Source organism: Nioella sp., assembly GCF_965215655.1.
Classification (GTDB): Bacteria; Pseudomonadota; Alphaproteobacteria; order Rhodobacterales; family Rhodobacteraceae; genus Nioella.
This window is the reverse complement of record NZ_OZ244111.1, coordinates 570,969-586,301: the sequence shown is the minus strand read 5'-3', so window position 1 is coordinate 586,301 and position 15,333 is coordinate 570,969. Positions and strand designations below refer to the sequence as shown.

The window sequence follows — 15,333 nt, the reverse complement described above, 5'->3', positions numbered from 1 at the left end:
AGCCGTTGCCAGAGTGGCACCGGAGCCGGGGACAAACAAGGCTGGCATCATGCCCCGGCTGCCCCTATCTTTTCATGAGATTGAGAGATTTGGAGTTCCCCCATGCGCCTCATTTCCGCGCTTCTGGCCCTCGCCCTGACCGTCCCCGCCGCGCAGGCACAAAGCGTCGAGGAGACAGAGCTGGTCCATGCCCTTTTGCGCAACATGAACCCCCAGTCGATCACCCATAACCGCGAGGTCTGCGGCTATATCGTGCGCACACCCTCGGGGCAGCTGGATGTCAGCAAGGTCAGTTGGGGGGGCGAAGCGTCTTGCGGGATGATCCCGGTCGAACCGGGATTTCAGATCATTTCGTCCTGGCACACCCATGCGGCCTGGGCACCCGGTTATGACGGCGAGGTTCCCTCAACCATCGACGTGGAGGGCGACATGGCCCGTGGCGTGAATGGCTGGGTGGCGACGCCCGGCGGGCGGCTGTGGTTCATCAACGGGCAGACCGGGTTCATGTATCAGGTCTGCGGGCGGGGTTGTCTGCCGTCCGATCCCGGTTTCTACCCGGAAGAACACGGACCCGTTGAAAAGCAATACACGCTGGCGCAGTTGCGCCGCCGCTTCAACGCCCGGTAGAAAAAGGCGCCGGGGGTGCCGGCGCCTTCTTTGGGTTATTCTGCCGCGTCGAGATACTCCTCCAGCGGCGGGCAGGTGCAGACCAGATGCCGGTCGCCATAGGCATTGTCGACCCGACCTACCGGCGGCCAGTACTTGTCCACCCGGAAGCTCGCGGGCGGGAAGCAACCCTGTTCACGGCTGTAGGGCCGGTCCCAGTCCCCGATCAGCGCATTCACCGTGTGCGGCGCATGTTTAAGCGGGTTGTTCTCGGCATCCATCTCGCCCTTCTCGATGGCTGCGATTTCATCGCGGATCGAGAGCATGGCGGTGATGAAGCGGTCGAGCTCGGCCTTGGTTTCCGACTCCGTCGGTTCCACCATCAGCGTGCCCGCCACCGGCCAGCTCATGGTCGGCGCGTGGAAGCCGTTGTCGATCAGCCGCTTGGCGATGTCGTCGACGGTCACATGGGCGCTGTCCGCGAAGGGGCGGGTGTCAAGAATGCATTCATGCGCGATGCGCCCCCCCTTGCCTTTAAAGAGCACGTCATAGGACCCTTCCAGCCGCTTGGCGATGTAGTTGGCGTTGAGGATCGCCACCTTGGTCGCCTGCGTCAGCCCCTCACCACCCATCATCAGGATATAGGCCCAGGAAATCGGCAGGATCGAGGCCGAGCCGAGCGGAGCCGCCGAAACCGGCCCTTGTTCCCCCCCGGTTTCCGGGTGGCCCGGCAAATGCGGGGCCAGATGCGCCTTGACGCCGATGGGGCCCATGCCGGGGCCGCCGCCGCCATGCGGAATGCAGAAGGTCTTGTGCAGGTTCAGGTGGCTGACGTCGCCGCCGATATCGCCGGGGCGCACCAGCCCCACCATGGCGTTCATGTTGGCCCCGTCGATATAGACCTGACCGCCATAGTCATGGGTGATCTGGCAGACCTCTCTCACCGTTTCCTCAAACACGCCATGGGTCGAGGGATAGGTGATCATGCACGCAGCCAGCTTGTCGCCCGCCGCCTCGGCCTTGGCGCGGAAATCCTCCACGTCGATATCGCCGTTTTCTGCCGATTTCACCACCACGACCTTCATATCGCACATATGCGCCGAAGCCGGGTTGGTGCCGTGGGCAGACACGGGGATCAGGCAGATGTTGCGCTCTCCCTGCCCGTTGGCCCGGTGGTAGGCCTGAATGGTCAGAAGGCCCGCATATTCGCCCTGCGCACCCGAGTTGGGCTGCAGGCTCATCGCATCATAGCCGGTGATCTCGCACAGCTGCGCCGACAGGTCCTTGGCCAGTTCCGCATAGCCCTGCGCCTGTTCTGCCGGGGCAAAGGGGTGCATGTTGGAAAACTCAGGCCAGGTGATCGGCATCATCTCGGCCGCGGCGTTGAGCTTCATGGTGCACGACCCGAGCGGGATCATCGCGCGATCGAGCGCCAGGTCCCGGTCCGCCAGACGACGCATGTAGCGCATCATCTCGGTTTCCGCCCGGTTGAGGTGGAAGATGGGATGAGTCAGATAGTCCGACTGACGCAACAGCGCGTCGGGAATGCGGTATTCCGCCGTCAGACCCGCCTTTCGGTCATGGATACCGAAGGCGCGCCACAGCCGTTCGACGGTTTCGGGCCGCGTGGTTTCGTCCAGCGATATCCCGATCCGGGTGTTGCCGATCTTGCGCACATTGATCCGTTCGCGCCGGGCCGCATCGATGATCGCGCCCTGCAACGGGCCAACATCCACGGTGATCGTGTCGAAGAAGCTCTCAGGCTCGACCTTGAAGCCCTTTTCCTCCAGCCCGCGCGCCACACGCACGGTTTTGCGATGCACCCGCTGCGCGATGGCCTTCAGCCCCTCCGGCCCGTGGAACACGGCGTAGAAGCTGGCGATATTGGCCAGCAGCGCCTGTGCGGTGCAGACGTTCGAGGTGGCCTTTTCGCGGCGGATATGCTGTTCGCGCGTTTGCAGCGACAGGCGATAGGCGGGGTTGCCCTGCGCGTCGATGGACACGCCCACAATCCGGCCCGGCATGTTGCGCTTGTATGCGTCCTTGCAGGCCATATATGCCGCCGAGGGGCCGCCAAAACCCATGGGCACGCCAAAGCGCTGCGTCGATCCCACGGCGATATCCGCACCCATGGCCCCGGGTTCCTTCAACACGGTCAGCGCCAGCGGGTCGGCAATGACGATGCCGATGGCCTTGGCTTCGTGCAGGCGGGCAATCTCGTCGGTGAAGTCGCGCACATGACCATAGGTGCCCGGATACTGGAACACCGCGCCGAACACGGCCTGAGAGTCCAGATCGTCGGGGCAACCCACGATGATTTCGATGCCAAGCGGTGCCGCGCGGGTCTTCATCACGGCAATGTTCTGCGGGTGGCAGTTTTCATCGACGAAGAAGCCCGTTGCCTTCGACTTCGACACGCGCTGCGCCATGGTCATGGCCTCGGCCGCCGCCGTAGCCTCATCCAGCAGCGACGCGTTGGCGATATCCAGACCGGTCAGGTCCGTCACCATCGTCTGGTAGTTCAGCAGCGCCTCTAGACGTCCCTGGCTGATCTCGGGCTGATAGGGCGTATATGCCGTGTACCATGCCGGGTTTTCCAGAATGTTGCGCTGGATCGCGGGCGGGCAGACGGTGCCGTAAAAGCCCTGCCCGATCATGGTGGAGAAGACCTTGTTCTTCTTGGCTACCTGCCTCATGTGGTAAAGCAACTGCCGTTCCGACATCGGCTTGCCGAAATCGAGCGGCTTTTCCTGCCGCAGGCTGGCCGGAACGGTCTGTTCGATCAGCTCATCCAGATCCTTCACCCCCAGCACCTCGAACATCTCCGCCATTTCCGAGGGCGAAGGACCGATGTGGCGGCGGTTGGCGAAGTCGTAGGGTTTGTAATCCGTGGGGGTGAAGGCCATCTGGGTCTCTCCTCAGTCGATCATCTCTTTATAGGCGTCTTCGTCCATGTACTCGTCCATCTGCGAGAGGTCGGTCGCCTTGATCTTGAAGAACCACGCTTCACCCGTAGGGTCGTCGTTGACCATGCCGGGGTTGTCGGCGAGCGCGTCGTTCACCTCCACGATTTCACCGTCGAGCGGTGCCATGATGTCAGAGGCCGCCTTCACGGATTCGATCACCACGATGTCGTCATCCTTGGCCACCTGGGTGCCGGCCTCGGGCAATTCCACAAACACCACATCGCCAAGGGCAGTGGCCGCATGTTCAGTGATGCCTACGGTGACAACATCGCCATCGGCGCGCAGCCATTCATGTTCTTCGGTGAATTTCATTGGGTCTCTCCCTTTCGTTGGATCAGCGTTTGTAGTCGGGTTTGTGGAACGGCAGGTCGGTCTGCGCAGCAGGCAGGCGCTTGCCGCGAACCTCGCCGTAAAGCGTAATGTCCGCGGGCACGGCGCTGTCAATAATCCCCATGGCAATCGGCGCACCGACCGAGGGGCCGAAGCCGCCCGAGGTGATCACACCGATCTGATTGCCGCCCTCAGCCGCATCAAACAGGGGCACACCGCCACGCATCGGCGCGCGGCCTTCGGGGCGCAGGCCCACGCGACGTCGGGGGGCACCGTTCTGCATCTCGTTCAGGATGCGGTCCGCACCGGGGAAGCTGCCCTCGCGGTCGCCGCCCGCGCGGCGCACCTTGTTCACGGCCCAGGTCATCCCGGCCTCGATGGGGGAAATTTCCTCGGTCAGGTCATTGCCGTAAAGCGGCATCCCCGCCTCCATCCGCAGGCTGTCGCGTGCACCGAGGCCAATGGGCATGACCTCTTCCATCTCCAGCAACGCGGAAGCGAAACCTTCGGCGGCATCAGCCGGGACCGAGATTTCAAACCCGTCCTCGCCGGTATAGCCCGAGCGGGAAATCCACAGCTCCACGCCGTTCCAGGCAACCTGCGCCACGTCCATGAACTTCATCTCGGCCACAGATGGCACCATCCGCGCCAACGCGGTTTCCGCCAGCGGCCCCTGTAGCGCCAGCAGCGCACGGTCGGTCACTTCCTCCACTCCGTCGATGGCGGCGCGCATATGGGCGATGTCATGTTCCTTGCGCGAGGCGTTGACGACAAGGAACAGATCCCCCGCCCGCCGCGCGATCATCAGGTCGTCGAGCACCCCGCCCGCGTCGTTGGTGAAAAGCCCATAGCGCTGACGGCCTTCCTTCAGGCCCTGCACATCGACAGGCACCAGCGATTCCAACGCCGCATCCGCCGACAGCGGCAGCAGGACCTGCCCCATATGGCTGACGTCAAACAGCCCCGCCTTGGCGCGCGTATGTTGGTGTTCCGCCATGACCCCGGCGGCGAACTGCACCGGCATTTCATAGCCCGCGAACGGCACCATCTTGGCGCCATGCGCCTCGTGCAGTGCCTTCAGCGGCAGGTGTTTCAGATCGCTCATGCGGCCTCCCCTTTCCTCGACCGGGGCTGGCCCGGCATCGCAAAAACATGCGCAATCCGCATGTCACGATGCCCCCTCTGTCCTTTCGCCTGAGATCGTTATCCCTTCGGCGGACGCATCCCGCGCCTCTCTCCAGAGTTTCGTTGTTCCTGCAGGTCCTGGCGCCTGAGAGTTTACCGGGGCGGTTGCTCCTTCGGCACCGGCACGAGGCCGGATTCTCCCTGCTTGAACGAGGCGCAGAATACCGATCTTTTTGATTTCGGCAAGCCCTTGCATGCAACCGCATACGCGGGCATTTCTTACCTCATGTCAGACCCGTTCTTTTTTGGCTACGGCAGCCTTGTGAACCGATCCACCCACAGCTATCCCCGCGCCGCGAAGGCGACGGTGACCGGGTGGGCGCGGGCGTGGAAGAAATCCAAACTGCGGCGGGTGGCTTTTCTGACGGCGGTCGAAGCGCATGGCGAGGAGATCGACGGGCTGATCGCCGCTGTTCCCGGCGCCGATTGGGTGGCCCTGGACGAACGCGAACGGGCCTATCACAGGCTGCCGGTTCTGGAGATCCGCCACGACCATCCGCCCCTGCCCGACATCCAGATCTACCGCGCAAGCGCGGATCATATAGAAGAAGCCGGCGATCATGTGCTGCTGCAAGGCTATCTGGATGTGGTGGTGCAGGGCTATCTGCGCGAGTTCGGGATCGAGGGCGCAGACAAGTTCTTTGCGACCACTCATGGCTGGGACATGCCGATCTGCATGGACCGGAATGATCCAGTCTATCCCCGGCATCAGCGGCTCACTGACGAGGAGCGCGACTTCGTGGATGACCGGTTGGCGCGGCTAGGGGTGAGTTTTACCGACAGACGCCCCTGAGCAGCCTTTCGATTTTCCTTAGCAATACGCCAGAACCCCGCTAGGCTTGGCGAGAAGGGGGGCAAATGGCGTTACAGATCATCGGGGCCGGGTTTGGCCGAACTGGAACGGAATCTCTGAAACGCGCATTGGAGATGCTGGGCTTCGGCCCGTGTCACCATATGCATGAGGTCATGGCACGACCCGAGTTGAACCAGCAGTGGCGGGCCATTGCGGCAGGCGCGGAGCCCGATTGGGCGACGGTATTCAGCGGCTACCAATCCACGGTCGACTGGCCCTCGACGCATTACTGGGACGTGCTGGCGGATCACTACCCGGAGGCCAAGATCATCCTGTCCGTTCGGGATGCAGATAGCTGGTTCAAAAGCATGCAGAACACCATTCTGCCGGTCCTGCGCGACAGCACCGATCCGGAAAGCTTTGGCTGTGTCGTGATCCGCGACAGGGTCTTTTCAGGCAGGCTGGATGACCGGGACAATATCATCGGCGTCTATGAGGACCACATCGCGCGGGTGAAGGCCACGATTCCGCCGGACCGTCTGCTGACCTATGAGCTTGGCAGCGGGTGGGAGCCGCTGTGCGCGTTTCTGGGCTGCGACGTGCCGTCCGAGCCCTACCCATCCGGCAATCGGCCCGAACAGTTCCATGAGAAAATCGCAGATGCTGACAAGCTGCGTGGCTCGGAATAGAAAACGCCCCGGCCTTTCGACCGGGGCGCTTCCTTAACCTCTTAGAGCAGCTTAGTCGCGCTCTTCGATGATTTCGACCATGTGCGGGATCTTGGCGATCATGCCACGGACGGAAGGAGTGTCTTCCAGTTCGCGGGTCTTGTGCATCTTGTTCAGGCCCAGGCCGATCAGCGTCTGGCGCTGGATGGCGGGGCGGCGGATCGGGGAGCCGATCTGCTTGACGACGATGGTTTTTGCCATGGGTGCGTCTCCTTACGAGTCAGCGGCTTCGGCGGTGGCTTCGGCTTCCGGCTTGCGCAGGATGTCGGCCACTTTCTTGCCACGGCGCGCCGCAACCATACGCGGGGAGGACTCGTTGCGGAGACCGTCCAGCGTGGCGCGGATCATGTTGTAGGGGTTCTGGGACCCGGTCGATTTGGCAACCACGTCCTTGACGCCCAGCATCTCGAACACGGCGCGCATCGGACCACCGGCGATGATACCGGTACCTTCCGGTGCGGTGCGCATGGTCACCTTGCCAGCGCCGTGATGGCCCTTGACGTCGTGATGCAGGGTGCGGCCTTCCTTCAGCGGCACGCGGATCAGCTGACGCTTGGCCTGTTCGGTGGCCTTGCGGATCGCCTCGGGCACCTCTTTGGCCTTGCCCTTGCCGAAGCCGACGCGGCCACGCTGGTCGCCCACAACCACGAGGGCGGCGAAGCCGAAGCGCTTACCACCTTTAACGGTTTTGGACACACGGTTGATCGCGACCAGGCGGTCTGCGAATTCGGGCGTTTCTTCCCGTTCCTGACGGCGGCCACGGCCCCCGCGATTTTCACGTTCTGCCATTGATGGCATCCTTATCCTGGTGGCGCGCTTGACGCCGGTTGGGTCGATCGCAGTGGACGGGCGTTAAGCCTGTCCCCCGATCATCGAGGCGGCCCCTTGGTGGAGCCGCCTGCAGTTGATTAGAACTTCAGACCACCTTCACGCGCGGCGTCGGCCAGAGCCTTCACCTTGCCGTGGAAGAGGAAGCCGCCACGGTCGAAGTAGCATTCTTCGACGCCTTTGGCCTTGGCACGCTCGGCAATTGCCGCGCCCACCTTGGTGGCTGCTTCGACGTTGTTCTTGCCGACCACGCCCAGATCCTTCTCCATGGTGGAGGCGGAGGCCAGGGTGACGCCATTCACGTCGTCGATCAGCTGCACGCTGATGTTCTTGTTCGAGCGGTGAACCGACAGGCGCGGACGCCCATTCGCGGTTTTCCGCAGCTTGTTCCGGACGCGCAGGCGGCGTTTCTGGAACAGGACTTGTTTGCTGTTTGCCATTGTTCGCGCCCTTACTTCTTCTTGCCTTCCTTGCGGAAGATGTACTCATCCTTGTAGCGGATGCCTTTGCCCTTGTAGGGCTCGGGCTTGCGCCATTCGCGGATGTTTGCTGCAACCTGGCCGACCTCTTGCTGGTCGATGCCTTCGACGATGATTTCAGTCGGCTTCGGCGCGGTCACGGTGACCCCGGCGGGAACCTCGAAATTCACGTCATGCGACAGGCCGAGCGACAGTTTCAGGACATTGCCCTGCATCTGCGCGCGGTAACCCACACCCTGGATCTCCAGCTCTTTCTTGAAGCCTTCGGTCACGCCGGTCACCAGATTGGCGACCTGGGTGCGGGACATGCCCCACTGCTGACGGGCCCGCTTGGACTTGCCGCGCGGGGTGACCGACACGGCGTTGTCTTCGACGGAGAGCGTCACATCGTCGGTTGCGGTGAAGCTGCGGGTGCCCTTGGGGCCCTTGACTTCAACGGTCTGGCCGGAGACGGATGCAGTCACACCCGACGGCAGCTCGACCGGTTTCTTACCAATACGAGACATTGCCAAACCTCCTTAGAACACGGTGCAGAGCACTTCGCCGCCAACATTGGCGCCGCGAGCTGCTGCATCCGACATCACGCCCTTGGACGTGGAGACGATGGAAACACCCATGCCCTGACGGACCTGCGGGATGTCGTTGACGCTCATATACACACGACGGCCGGGCTTGGACACGCGCTTGACTTCGCGGATCACAGGCTCGCCTTCATAGTACTTGAGGCTGATTTCGATGGTGGGATGGCCGTTTGCATCCGTGCCACGCTCGTAGCCGCGGATATAGCCTTCGTCGGCCAGCACATCCAGAACCCAAGCACGCAGCTTCGATGCCGGGGTCGACACGGTCGACTTGCCACGCATCTGGGCGTTGCGGATACGGGTCAGCATATCACCGATAGGATCGTTCATCATATCAAACCCTCCTTACCAGCTCGACTTGACCATGCCGGGGATCTGGCCGTTCGAGGCCAGGTCACGCAGCTTGATCCGCGACATTTTCAGCTTGCGGTAATACGCCTTGGGGCGACCGGTCAGCTGGCAACGGTTGTGAAGACGGGTGGCAGAGCTGTTACGGGGCAGTTTCGCCAGTTTCAAGCGCGCCTTGAACCGCTCTTCCATCGGCCGCTCTTCGTCATTCGCGATTTCCTTCAGCGCGGCGCGCTTGGCGGCATATTGTGCCACCAGACGTTCCCGCTTCAGTTCGCGTTCGATCATTGCTTTCTTAGCCATGTTCTACTTCCTCTCCGCGGCTCAGCTGTTGAACGGCATGTTGAAATGCTTCAACAGCGCCTTGGCTTCCGCGTCGGTCTTCGCGGTGGTGGCGATCACGATATCCATGCCCCAGACCTCATCGACCTTGTCGAAGTTGATCTCGGGGAACACGATATGTTCCTTCATGCCCATGGCGTAGTTGCCACGGCCGTCGAAGGACTTGCCCGACACGCCGCGGAAGTCGCGGACGCGGGGCATTGCAATCGTGATGAGGCGATCGAGGAATTCGTACATGCGGTCGCCACGCAGGGTGACCTTGGCGCCGAGCGGCATGCCTTCACGAACCCGGAAACCGGCGATCGACTTGGAGGCCGTGGTGGTCAGAGCTTTCTGGCCAGCAATTGCAGTCAAGTCTTCCTGGGCCGACTTGGCTTTCTTGGAATCGCGCACCGCTTCGGCCCCACAGCCGATGTTCAGGACGATCTTGTCCAGGCGGGGAATCTGCATGTCGTTCTTGTAGCCGAACTCTTCCTTCATGGCAGCGCGGATGCTGTCCTTGTAGGCGGCCTTCAGACGCGGGGTGTAGTTTGCGGAATCAAGCATCGATCACGTCCCCCGTGGTCTTGGCGTAACGGACCTTCTTGTCGCCTTCCATGCGGAAGCCAACGCGGGTCGGTTTGCCATTTGCGTCGAGCAGAGCGAGGTTCGACAGTTGGATCGGCATCGCCTTGGGAAGACGGCCGCCCTGGTCGGTCTGGCTCTGACGGGTGTGGCGGATCGCCATGTTGATGCCGTCCACGACGGCTTTGCCGGCCTTGGGGTCAACGGAGGCGATGGTGCCTTCCTTGCCCTTGTCCTTGCCAGCGAGCACGACGACCTTGTCGCCGGTTTTCAGCTTAGCAGCCATCTTACAGCACCTCCGGGGCGAGCGAGATGATCTTCATGAAGTTCTTGGCACGCAGTTCGCGCACAACCGGCCCGAAGATACGGGTACCGACCGGCTCACCTGCGTTGTTCAGGATCACGGCGGCGTTGCGGTCAAAGCGGATTGCGGTGCCGTCTTCACGGCGAACTTCCTTGGCGGTGCGCACGACGACGGCCTTGCGGACGTCCCCTTTCTTCACGCGGCCGCGCGGGATGGCTTCCTTCACCGAGACGACAATGATGTCACCAACGGAGGCGTACTTACGCTTGGAACCACCCAGGACCTTGATGCACTGCACCCGGCGAGCGCCGGAGTTGTCAGCGACATCCAGATTGGTCTGCATCTGGATCATGTGGTTTCTCCCGACCTGTGGGGGCTGGTCTTGTTTGTTCCCCCAGGGTTTCGTTCAATCTGGAACGGGATCGCTTAGTTCGCGATCACTTCCCAGCGTTTCGACTTCGAAACCGGTGCACATTCCTGGATACGGACGGTGTCGCCGGTTTTGAAAGTGTTGTTGGCATCGTGAGCCCGGTACTTCTTGGACTTACGGATGGTCTTCTGCAGCACGGGGTGCTTGAAGCGGCGCTCGACAGACACGGTGACGGTCTGGTCGTTCTTGTCGGACGTAACGGTGCCGGTCAGAATACGTTTGGGCATCTATCAGGCTCCTCTTACTCGGCCGACGCAGCGGCGGCTGCTTTTTCGTTCAGGATCGTCATGATGCGGGCAGTGTCGCGACGGACCTGGCGCATACGCGCGGTGTTTTCCAGCTGGCCGGTGGCCTGCTGAAAGCGCAGGTTGAACGATTCTTTCTTCAGATTGACGAGCTCTTCCCGGAGCTGATCCGGGGTCTTGTCACGCAGTTCGGTGGCGTTCATGCGCCTTTTTCCTTCTCTCAAAACACCAGCGAGCCCCGTGATGGGTCACCCGTTGACCTGGTGGATGAATGACAAACGACGAATCCCCGGGCGAACCCGGGGAAGCGTGCGATGCCGCTCTATAGGGGGGTTGGGCTTGGGGGGCAAGGGCTAGATTGAAAAACCTGCACCATAAGGCTGCGATGGCTCTCGCGTGGCGGCGCGCCTTGGGGTAATAGCACGCGCATGGCCCAGATATCATCCCTCTTCGTGACCCGCCTATACCGCGCCCGCCTGTCGGAGTTCGGCCCTGAAATCGACCCGCAGGAGCTGGACAATTCCTGCATCGTGATCGCAGAGGATGACGAGGCGGGGCAGGACTGGTGCGAGGCAAACGGCTATCCCGGCTATACCTCCTACGCCTCGCTCACTGACCTGCCCTGGCGCTTTCCGATCTTCGCGGACCTCGTGAAGGTGCTGGATCAGCATGTGGCGGCCTTTGCCGAGGATCTGGAATTCGACCTCGACAGCCGCAAGCTGGTGCTGGAGGACCTCTGGATCAACATCCTGCCCGAGGGCGGCATGCATTCCAGCCACCTGCACCCGCATTCGGTCATTTCCGGCACAACCTATGTGGCGATGCCCGAGGGTGCCAGCGCGCTGAAACTGGAAGACCCGCGATCAGGCCGGATGATGGCCGCCCCGGCCCGAAAGAAAGGCGCGCGGGAGGAGCTGAAGACCTTCATCTACGTCAAGCCCGATGTCGGCGACGTGCTGCTTTGGGAAAGCTGGCTGCGCCACGAGGTACCGATGAACATGGCCGAGGAGGAACGCATCTCGATCAGTTTCAACTATAGGTGGGAGTAAGCCCCGCGCGCCCGGCCAGCAGGCGCGCAGGAGCATGATCAGACCATCGCCAGGATACGCGCAGGTCCGCCGGTGCCGCCCCGGAACTTGGGTGCGCCGATGAAGATCGTCGCGCCGGACGCGGGCAGCCGGTCCAGATTGGCGATATTCTCGATCCCGAAACGACCCGAGGGCAGCCAGGCGTAATGCGTGGCGAAATCCTGCGAGTTGCCAGGGTCGAGCGACAAAGTATCCACCGCGATGGAGCTTGCGCCGGTCTCCTCCATCAGCATCTGCGCCGCTTCCACATGAAAACCGGGATAATGCTGCATCTCTCCATCGAAATTGCGGAAACCGTCAGTGTCCACCTTGGCCCCCCAGCCCGAATACATGGCCACGCAGGCATTGTCTGGGATGTCGCCATTGGCCGCGATCCAGGCGCGCAGATCGTCGGGTGTCACGGTCGTATCCGCATCCTCCGCCGCGCGGGCGGCGATGTCGATCACGCAGAGCGGCGCGATCAGGTTGCCCACCGGGATTTCATCGACCGACAGCCCGTCAGCCGAGAAATGCAGCGGCGCATCGATATGGGTGCCGGTATGTTCGGCGATATGCAGCTGGAAAAGGTTGAACCCGTGTTCGGAGAAATTGAACTCCTGCTCCATGGCAAAGCCGGGCGCGCCGCCCCAGGTCGGGAAGTCGTGATGCAGAGCATGGGTCAGATCCTCAATCGCCCCGTGCCCGGCGGCCATGGCAGGCAGCGTCGTTGACGCCCCGATGGCCGCCGCGGCCCCCGCACCAGCCGTGGCCTTGAAGAAACCGCGGCGGGACAGCATCCGTTCCTTCACCGCGTTCATCACACAGATATCGCACATTGCCGTTCTCCCTGTTGTTGGATGACGTGGAGCTTAGCGCGGTTTCGGGATTCTCCCTATAGGTGTGCTGCGCCAGAGGATTTCTGCGCAGCTTCTTGACCGTTGTGCCCGGAACCCCGATCTTTCCCCTTGTTAGGACACGCGTCATTTGGGCGGGGATTCACGCCTCCAGAACAGAAAGGACATTTCCGATGCAATGCCATGAGGTTGACTACGAGCTTTTCGGCGACGACATGCAGATCGTCGAGGTAGAGCTTGATCCCGGAGAGAAAGTCATCGCCGAGGCGGGTGCCATGAACTACCTTGAGGACGGCATCGATTTCGAAAGCCGCATGGGCGATGGCGCGCGGCCCTCGGGCGGGATCATGAACTCACTGCTCAATGTCGGCAAACGAGTGCTGACAGGGGAATCCATCTTCCTCACCCATTTCACCAATAACGGTCAGGGCAAGAAGCGCGTGGCCTTCGCCGCCCCCTATCCCGGCAAGATCATCCCGGTCAACATGGCCGAGATCGGTGGCGAACTGATCTGCCAGAAGGACGCCTTCCTCTGCGCCGCTTTCGGCACCACCACGGGCATCGCCTTTCAGAAGAAACTGGGCGTCGGGTTCTTTGGGGGCGAGGGCTTTATCCTTCAGCGCCTGAATGGCGACGGGATGGCCTTCATCCATGTGGGCGGCACTGTCATCAAGCGCGAGCTTGCGGCGGGCGAAACCCTGCGGGTCGATACCGGCTGTCTGGCGGCGATGGATGGAAGCGTCGGATATGACATCGAACGGGCCGGGAACCTGAAATCCATGGTCTTCGGGGGCGAGGGGCTTTTCCTGGCGACCCTGAAAGGCCCCGGCACCGTCTGGCTGCAAAGCCTGCCTTTCTCTCGCCTCGCCGACCGCATCATGCGCGCCGCGATGCCCGGTGGCAGCAAGGGCGAGGGATCGGTTCTCGGTGGCCTGGGGGATATGTTCGGAGACCGGTAAGACCGGGCGGGGAAGCGCCTTCGAAGGCGCTTTGACCTGATTTCGCAATCGGGTTGGAAGGCGGTTCGAACCGCCTTGGCCCCGCTCAGGGTCAAACGGCTCGCCCAAACCGGATCGCAGCAAAAGAAAAACCCCCGCCGATCAGCTCGACGGGGGTTTTGATGTCGTAGGGTGGGCAGTTTGCCCACCGATTACCAATCTTCGCGGACCACGGTGCGGGTCTTGATCGGCAGCTTCATAGCGGCCAGGCGCAGGGCCTCGCGGGCGATCGGCTCGGACACGCCGTCGATCTCGAACATGATCCGGCCGGGCTTGACCTTGCAGGCCCAGTAATCGACCGAACCTTTACCTTTACCCATACGAACTTCGACGGGCTTCGAGGTCACGGGCAGATCGGGGAAAATCCGGATCCAGACACGACCCTGACGCTTCATGTGACGCGTCATGGCCCGACGGGCGGCTTCGATCTGACGGGCGGTGACCCGTTCGGGTTGCAGTGCCTTCAGGCCGTAGGTGCCGAAGTTCAGGTCAGACCCGCCCTTCGCTTCACCGCGGATCCGGCCCTTGTGCTGTTTGCGGAATTTTGTGCGCTTCGGTTGCAGCATTGTCTTCTACTCCTTAGCGATCACGACGGCCACGGCCACCGCCCTGAGGACGCGGACCGCCACCTTCCTGGGCTTCAGCGGCGCGACGGTCACGGGCAGCGGGATCGTGCTCCATGATTTCGCCTTTGAAGATCCAGGTCTTGATGCCGATGATGCCGTAGGGCGTGGAGGCCTCGGCATGTGCATAATCGATGTCGGCGCGCAGGGTGTGAAGCGGCACACGGCCCTCACGGTACCATTCGGTCCGCGCGATCTCTGCGCCACCCAGACGGCCGGCGACGTTCACGCGGATGCCCAGGGCACCCATGCGCATGGCGTTCTGCACGGCGCGCTTCATGGCACGACGGAAGGACACACGACGTTCCAGCTGCTGCGCAATGGATTCCGCCACCAGGGCAGCGTCCAGCTCGGGCTTGCGGACCTCGACGATGTTGAGGTGCAGTTCCGATGCGGTCATCGAGGCGAGCTTCTTGCGCAGGGTTTCGATATCGGCGCCTTTCTTGCCGATGATCACGCCCGGCCGCGCGGTGTGAACGGTGACGCGGCACTTGCGGTGCGGACGTTCGATGATCACACGGGACACGCCCGCCTGCTTGCACTCTTCGTGGATGAACTCACGGATCTTGATGTCCTCCAGCAGGAGGTTCCCGTAGTCCTTGGTATCTGCGTACCAGCGGCTGTCCCAGGTGCGGTTCACCTGCAGGCGCATGCCGATCGGATTAACCTTGTGACCCATTAGGCTTGCTCCTCAACTTGACGCACCTTGATGGTGAGTTCCGAAAACGGCTTCACGATCCGGCCAAAGCGGCCACGGCCACGCGGGCGACCGCGCTTCATGACCATGTTCTTGCCGACATAGGCTTCGGCAACGACCAGTTCGTCCACGTCGAGATTGTGGTTGTTCTCGGCATTGGCGATTGCGGATTGCAGGCACTTCTTGACGTCCTGTGCGATCCGCTTCTGCGAGAAGGTCAGATCGGCCAGCGCCTTGTCCACGGATTTGCCGCGGATCATCTGTGCAACGAGGTTCAGCTTCTGCGGGCTGGTGCGCAGCATGCGCAGCTTTGCCATCGCCTCGTTATCCGCCACGCGGCGGGGATTCTTATCCTTGCCCATGGC

At 62.1% G+C, this 15,333-nt stretch carries 23 protein-coding genes and 1 riboswitch; of the genes, 5 read left to right on the top strand and 18 right to left on the bottom strand.

The window, feature by feature from the left end; all coding sequences use genetic code 11:
* The first annotated feature begins 102 nt into the window (after positions 1–102).
* On the top strand, positions 103–627 hold the full coding sequence (locus ACOOEX_RS03010; protein WP_071688935.1) for a DUF4329 domain-containing protein: 525 nt from the start codon (positions 103–105) through the stop codon (positions 625–627).
* A 35-nt stretch (positions 628–662) separates the two neighbouring features.
* Here the strand turns inward: ACOOEX_RS03010 and gcvP are convergent, their stop codons facing one another.
* The 3 genes from gcvP to gcvT are packed head-to-tail and all read right to left on the bottom strand — an operon-like array spanning position 663 to position 5,007.
* The gene (gene gcvP, locus ACOOEX_RS03005) at positions 663–3,512 is read right to left on the bottom strand and encodes an aminomethyl-transferring glycine dehydrogenase (protein ID WP_420397053.1); all 2,850 of its coding nucleotides are present in this window, start codon (positions 3,510–3,512) and stop codon (positions 663–665) included.
* A 12-nt stretch (positions 3,513–3,524) separates the two neighbouring features.
* Complete coding sequence (gcvH, locus tag ACOOEX_RS03000; RefSeq protein WP_420397052.1) at positions 3,525–3,884, bottom strand: glycine cleavage system protein GcvH; 360 nt, start codon at positions 3,882–3,884, stop codon at positions 3,525–3,527.
* 22 nt (positions 3,885–3,906) lie between these two features.
* Positions 3,907–5,007, bottom strand: a complete 1,101-nt coding sequence (gene gcvT / locus ACOOEX_RS02995; RefSeq protein WP_420397051.1) for a glycine cleavage system aminomethyltransferase GcvT — start codon at positions 5,005–5,007, stop codon at positions 3,907–3,909.
* A gap of 143 nt (positions 5,008–5,150) precedes the next feature.
* Positions 5,151–5,240: riboswitch (glycine riboswitch) on the bottom strand.
* A 73-nt stretch (positions 5,241–5,313) separates the two neighbouring features.
* Between gcvT and ACOOEX_RS02990 the strand changes: the two genes are divergently transcribed.
* Together ACOOEX_RS02990 and ACOOEX_RS02985 are read left to right on the top strand one after the other, a co-directional pair.
* Complete coding sequence (locus tag ACOOEX_RS02990) at positions 5,314–5,880, top strand: gamma-glutamylcyclotransferase family protein (protein WP_420397050.1); 567 nt, start codon at positions 5,314–5,316, stop codon at positions 5,878–5,880.
* Positions 5,881–5,945: 65 nt separating this feature from the next.
* The gene (locus ACOOEX_RS02985; protein WP_420397049.1) at positions 5,946–6,569 is read left to right on the top strand and encodes a sulfotransferase family protein; all 624 of its coding nucleotides are present in this window, start codon (positions 5,946–5,948) and stop codon (positions 6,567–6,569) included.
* Between the two features lie 51 nt (positions 6,570–6,620).
* Here ACOOEX_RS02985 and rpmD read toward each other — a convergent pair whose 3' ends face one another.
* The 11 genes from rpmD to rpmC form a co-directional block, all read right to left on the bottom strand.
* Positions 6,621–6,809 (bottom strand): 50S ribosomal protein L30, encoded by a 189-nt coding sequence (gene rpmD, locus ACOOEX_RS02980; RefSeq protein WP_071688940.1) that lies wholly within the window; start codon positions 6,807–6,809, stop codon positions 6,621–6,623.
* 12 nt (positions 6,810–6,821) lie between these two features.
* Entirely contained in the window at positions 6,822–7,397 is a 576-nt protein-coding gene (gene rpsE, locus ACOOEX_RS02975; protein WP_420397048.1) for a 30S ribosomal protein S5, read from the bottom strand.
* A 119-nt stretch (positions 7,398–7,516) separates the two neighbouring features.
* Positions 7,517–7,876 (bottom strand): 50S ribosomal protein L18, encoded by a 360-nt coding sequence (rplR, locus tag ACOOEX_RS02970; RefSeq protein WP_071688942.1) that lies wholly within the window; start codon positions 7,874–7,876, stop codon positions 7,517–7,519.
* Between the two features lie 11 nt (positions 7,877–7,887).
* Positions 7,888–8,421, bottom strand: coding sequence for a 50S ribosomal protein L6 (gene rplF, locus ACOOEX_RS02965; RefSeq protein ID WP_071688943.1), 534 nt, complete (start codon positions 8,419–8,421; stop codon positions 7,888–7,890).
* Between the two features lie 12 nt (positions 8,422–8,433).
* Positions 8,434–8,826: a 30S ribosomal protein S8 gene (gene rpsH, locus ACOOEX_RS02960; RefSeq protein WP_127557757.1), complete on the bottom strand. Its 393-nt coding sequence runs from the start codon at positions 8,824–8,826 to the stop codon at positions 8,434–8,436.
* 15 nt (positions 8,827–8,841) lie between these two features.
* Positions 8,842–9,147, bottom strand: coding sequence for a 30S ribosomal protein S14 (rpsN, locus tag ACOOEX_RS02955; RefSeq protein WP_071688944.1), 306 nt, complete (start codon positions 9,145–9,147; stop codon positions 8,842–8,844).
* 21 nt (positions 9,148–9,168) lie between these two features.
* Complete coding sequence (rplE, locus tag ACOOEX_RS02950) at positions 9,169–9,732, bottom strand: 50S ribosomal protein L5 (protein WP_071688945.1); 564 nt, start codon at positions 9,730–9,732, stop codon at positions 9,169–9,171.
* The gene (gene rplX / locus ACOOEX_RS02945; RefSeq protein ID WP_306047552.1) at positions 9,725–10,036 is read right to left on the bottom strand and encodes a 50S ribosomal protein L24; all 312 of its coding nucleotides are present in this window, start codon (positions 10,034–10,036) and stop codon (positions 9,725–9,727) included. Before rplX ends, rplE begins: the two co-directional genes overlap by 8 nt.
* Before the next feature lies 1 nt (position 10,037).
* The gene (rplN, locus tag ACOOEX_RS02940; protein ID WP_007427594.1) at positions 10,038–10,406 is read right to left on the bottom strand and encodes a 50S ribosomal protein L14; all 369 of its coding nucleotides are present in this window, start codon (positions 10,404–10,406) and stop codon (positions 10,038–10,040) included.
* Positions 10,407–10,480: 74 nt separating this feature from the next.
* The gene (gene rpsQ / locus ACOOEX_RS02935; RefSeq protein WP_420397047.1) at positions 10,481–10,711 is read right to left on the bottom strand and encodes a 30S ribosomal protein S17; all 231 of its coding nucleotides are present in this window, start codon (positions 10,709–10,711) and stop codon (positions 10,481–10,483) included.
* 14 nt (positions 10,712–10,725) lie between these two features.
* On the bottom strand, positions 10,726–10,932 hold the full coding sequence (gene rpmC / locus ACOOEX_RS02930) for a 50S ribosomal protein L29 (protein ID WP_420397046.1): 207 nt from the start codon (positions 10,930–10,932) through the stop codon (positions 10,726–10,728).
* A 225-nt stretch (positions 10,933–11,157) separates the two neighbouring features.
* Here rpmC and ACOOEX_RS02925 point away from each other — a divergent pair, with 225 nt between their 5' ends.
* The gene (locus ACOOEX_RS02925; protein ID WP_420397045.1) at positions 11,158–11,778 is read left to right on the top strand and encodes a 2OG-Fe(II) oxygenase family protein; all 621 of its coding nucleotides are present in this window, start codon (positions 11,158–11,160) and stop codon (positions 11,776–11,778) included.
* A 38-nt stretch (positions 11,779–11,816) separates the two neighbouring features.
* Here ACOOEX_RS02925 and ACOOEX_RS02920 read toward each other — a convergent pair whose 3' ends face one another.
* On the bottom strand, positions 11,817–12,632 hold the full coding sequence (locus tag ACOOEX_RS02920) for a cyclase family protein (protein ID WP_420397044.1): 816 nt from the start codon (positions 12,630–12,632) through the stop codon (positions 11,817–11,819).
* Between the two features lie 191 nt (positions 12,633–12,823).
* Between ACOOEX_RS02920 and ACOOEX_RS02915 the strand changes: the two genes are divergently transcribed.
* The gene (locus ACOOEX_RS02915) at positions 12,824–13,609 is read left to right on the top strand and encodes a TIGR00266 family protein (protein ID WP_071688950.1); all 786 of its coding nucleotides are present in this window, start codon (positions 12,824–12,826) and stop codon (positions 13,607–13,609) included.
* Positions 13,610–13,800: 191 nt separating this feature from the next.
* Here the strand turns inward: ACOOEX_RS02915 and rplP are convergent, their stop codons facing one another.
* The 3 genes from rplP to rplV are packed head-to-tail and all read right to left on the bottom strand — an operon-like array spanning position 13,801 to position 15,330.
* On the bottom strand, positions 13,801–14,214 hold the full coding sequence (gene rplP, locus ACOOEX_RS02910; protein WP_071688951.1) for a 50S ribosomal protein L16: 414 nt from the start codon (positions 14,212–14,214) through the stop codon (positions 13,801–13,803).
* Positions 14,215–14,227: 13 nt separating this feature from the next.
* Entirely contained in the window at positions 14,228–14,950 is a 723-nt protein-coding gene (gene rpsC, locus ACOOEX_RS02905) for a 30S ribosomal protein S3 (protein ID WP_071688952.1), read from the bottom strand.
* Positions 14,950–15,330 (bottom strand): 50S ribosomal protein L22, encoded by a 381-nt coding sequence (rplV, locus tag ACOOEX_RS02900; RefSeq protein ID WP_071688953.1) that lies wholly within the window; start codon positions 15,328–15,330, stop codon positions 14,950–14,952. Before rplV ends, rpsC begins: the two co-directional genes overlap by 1 nt.
* Between the last annotated feature and the right edge of the window lie 3 nt (positions 15,331–15,333).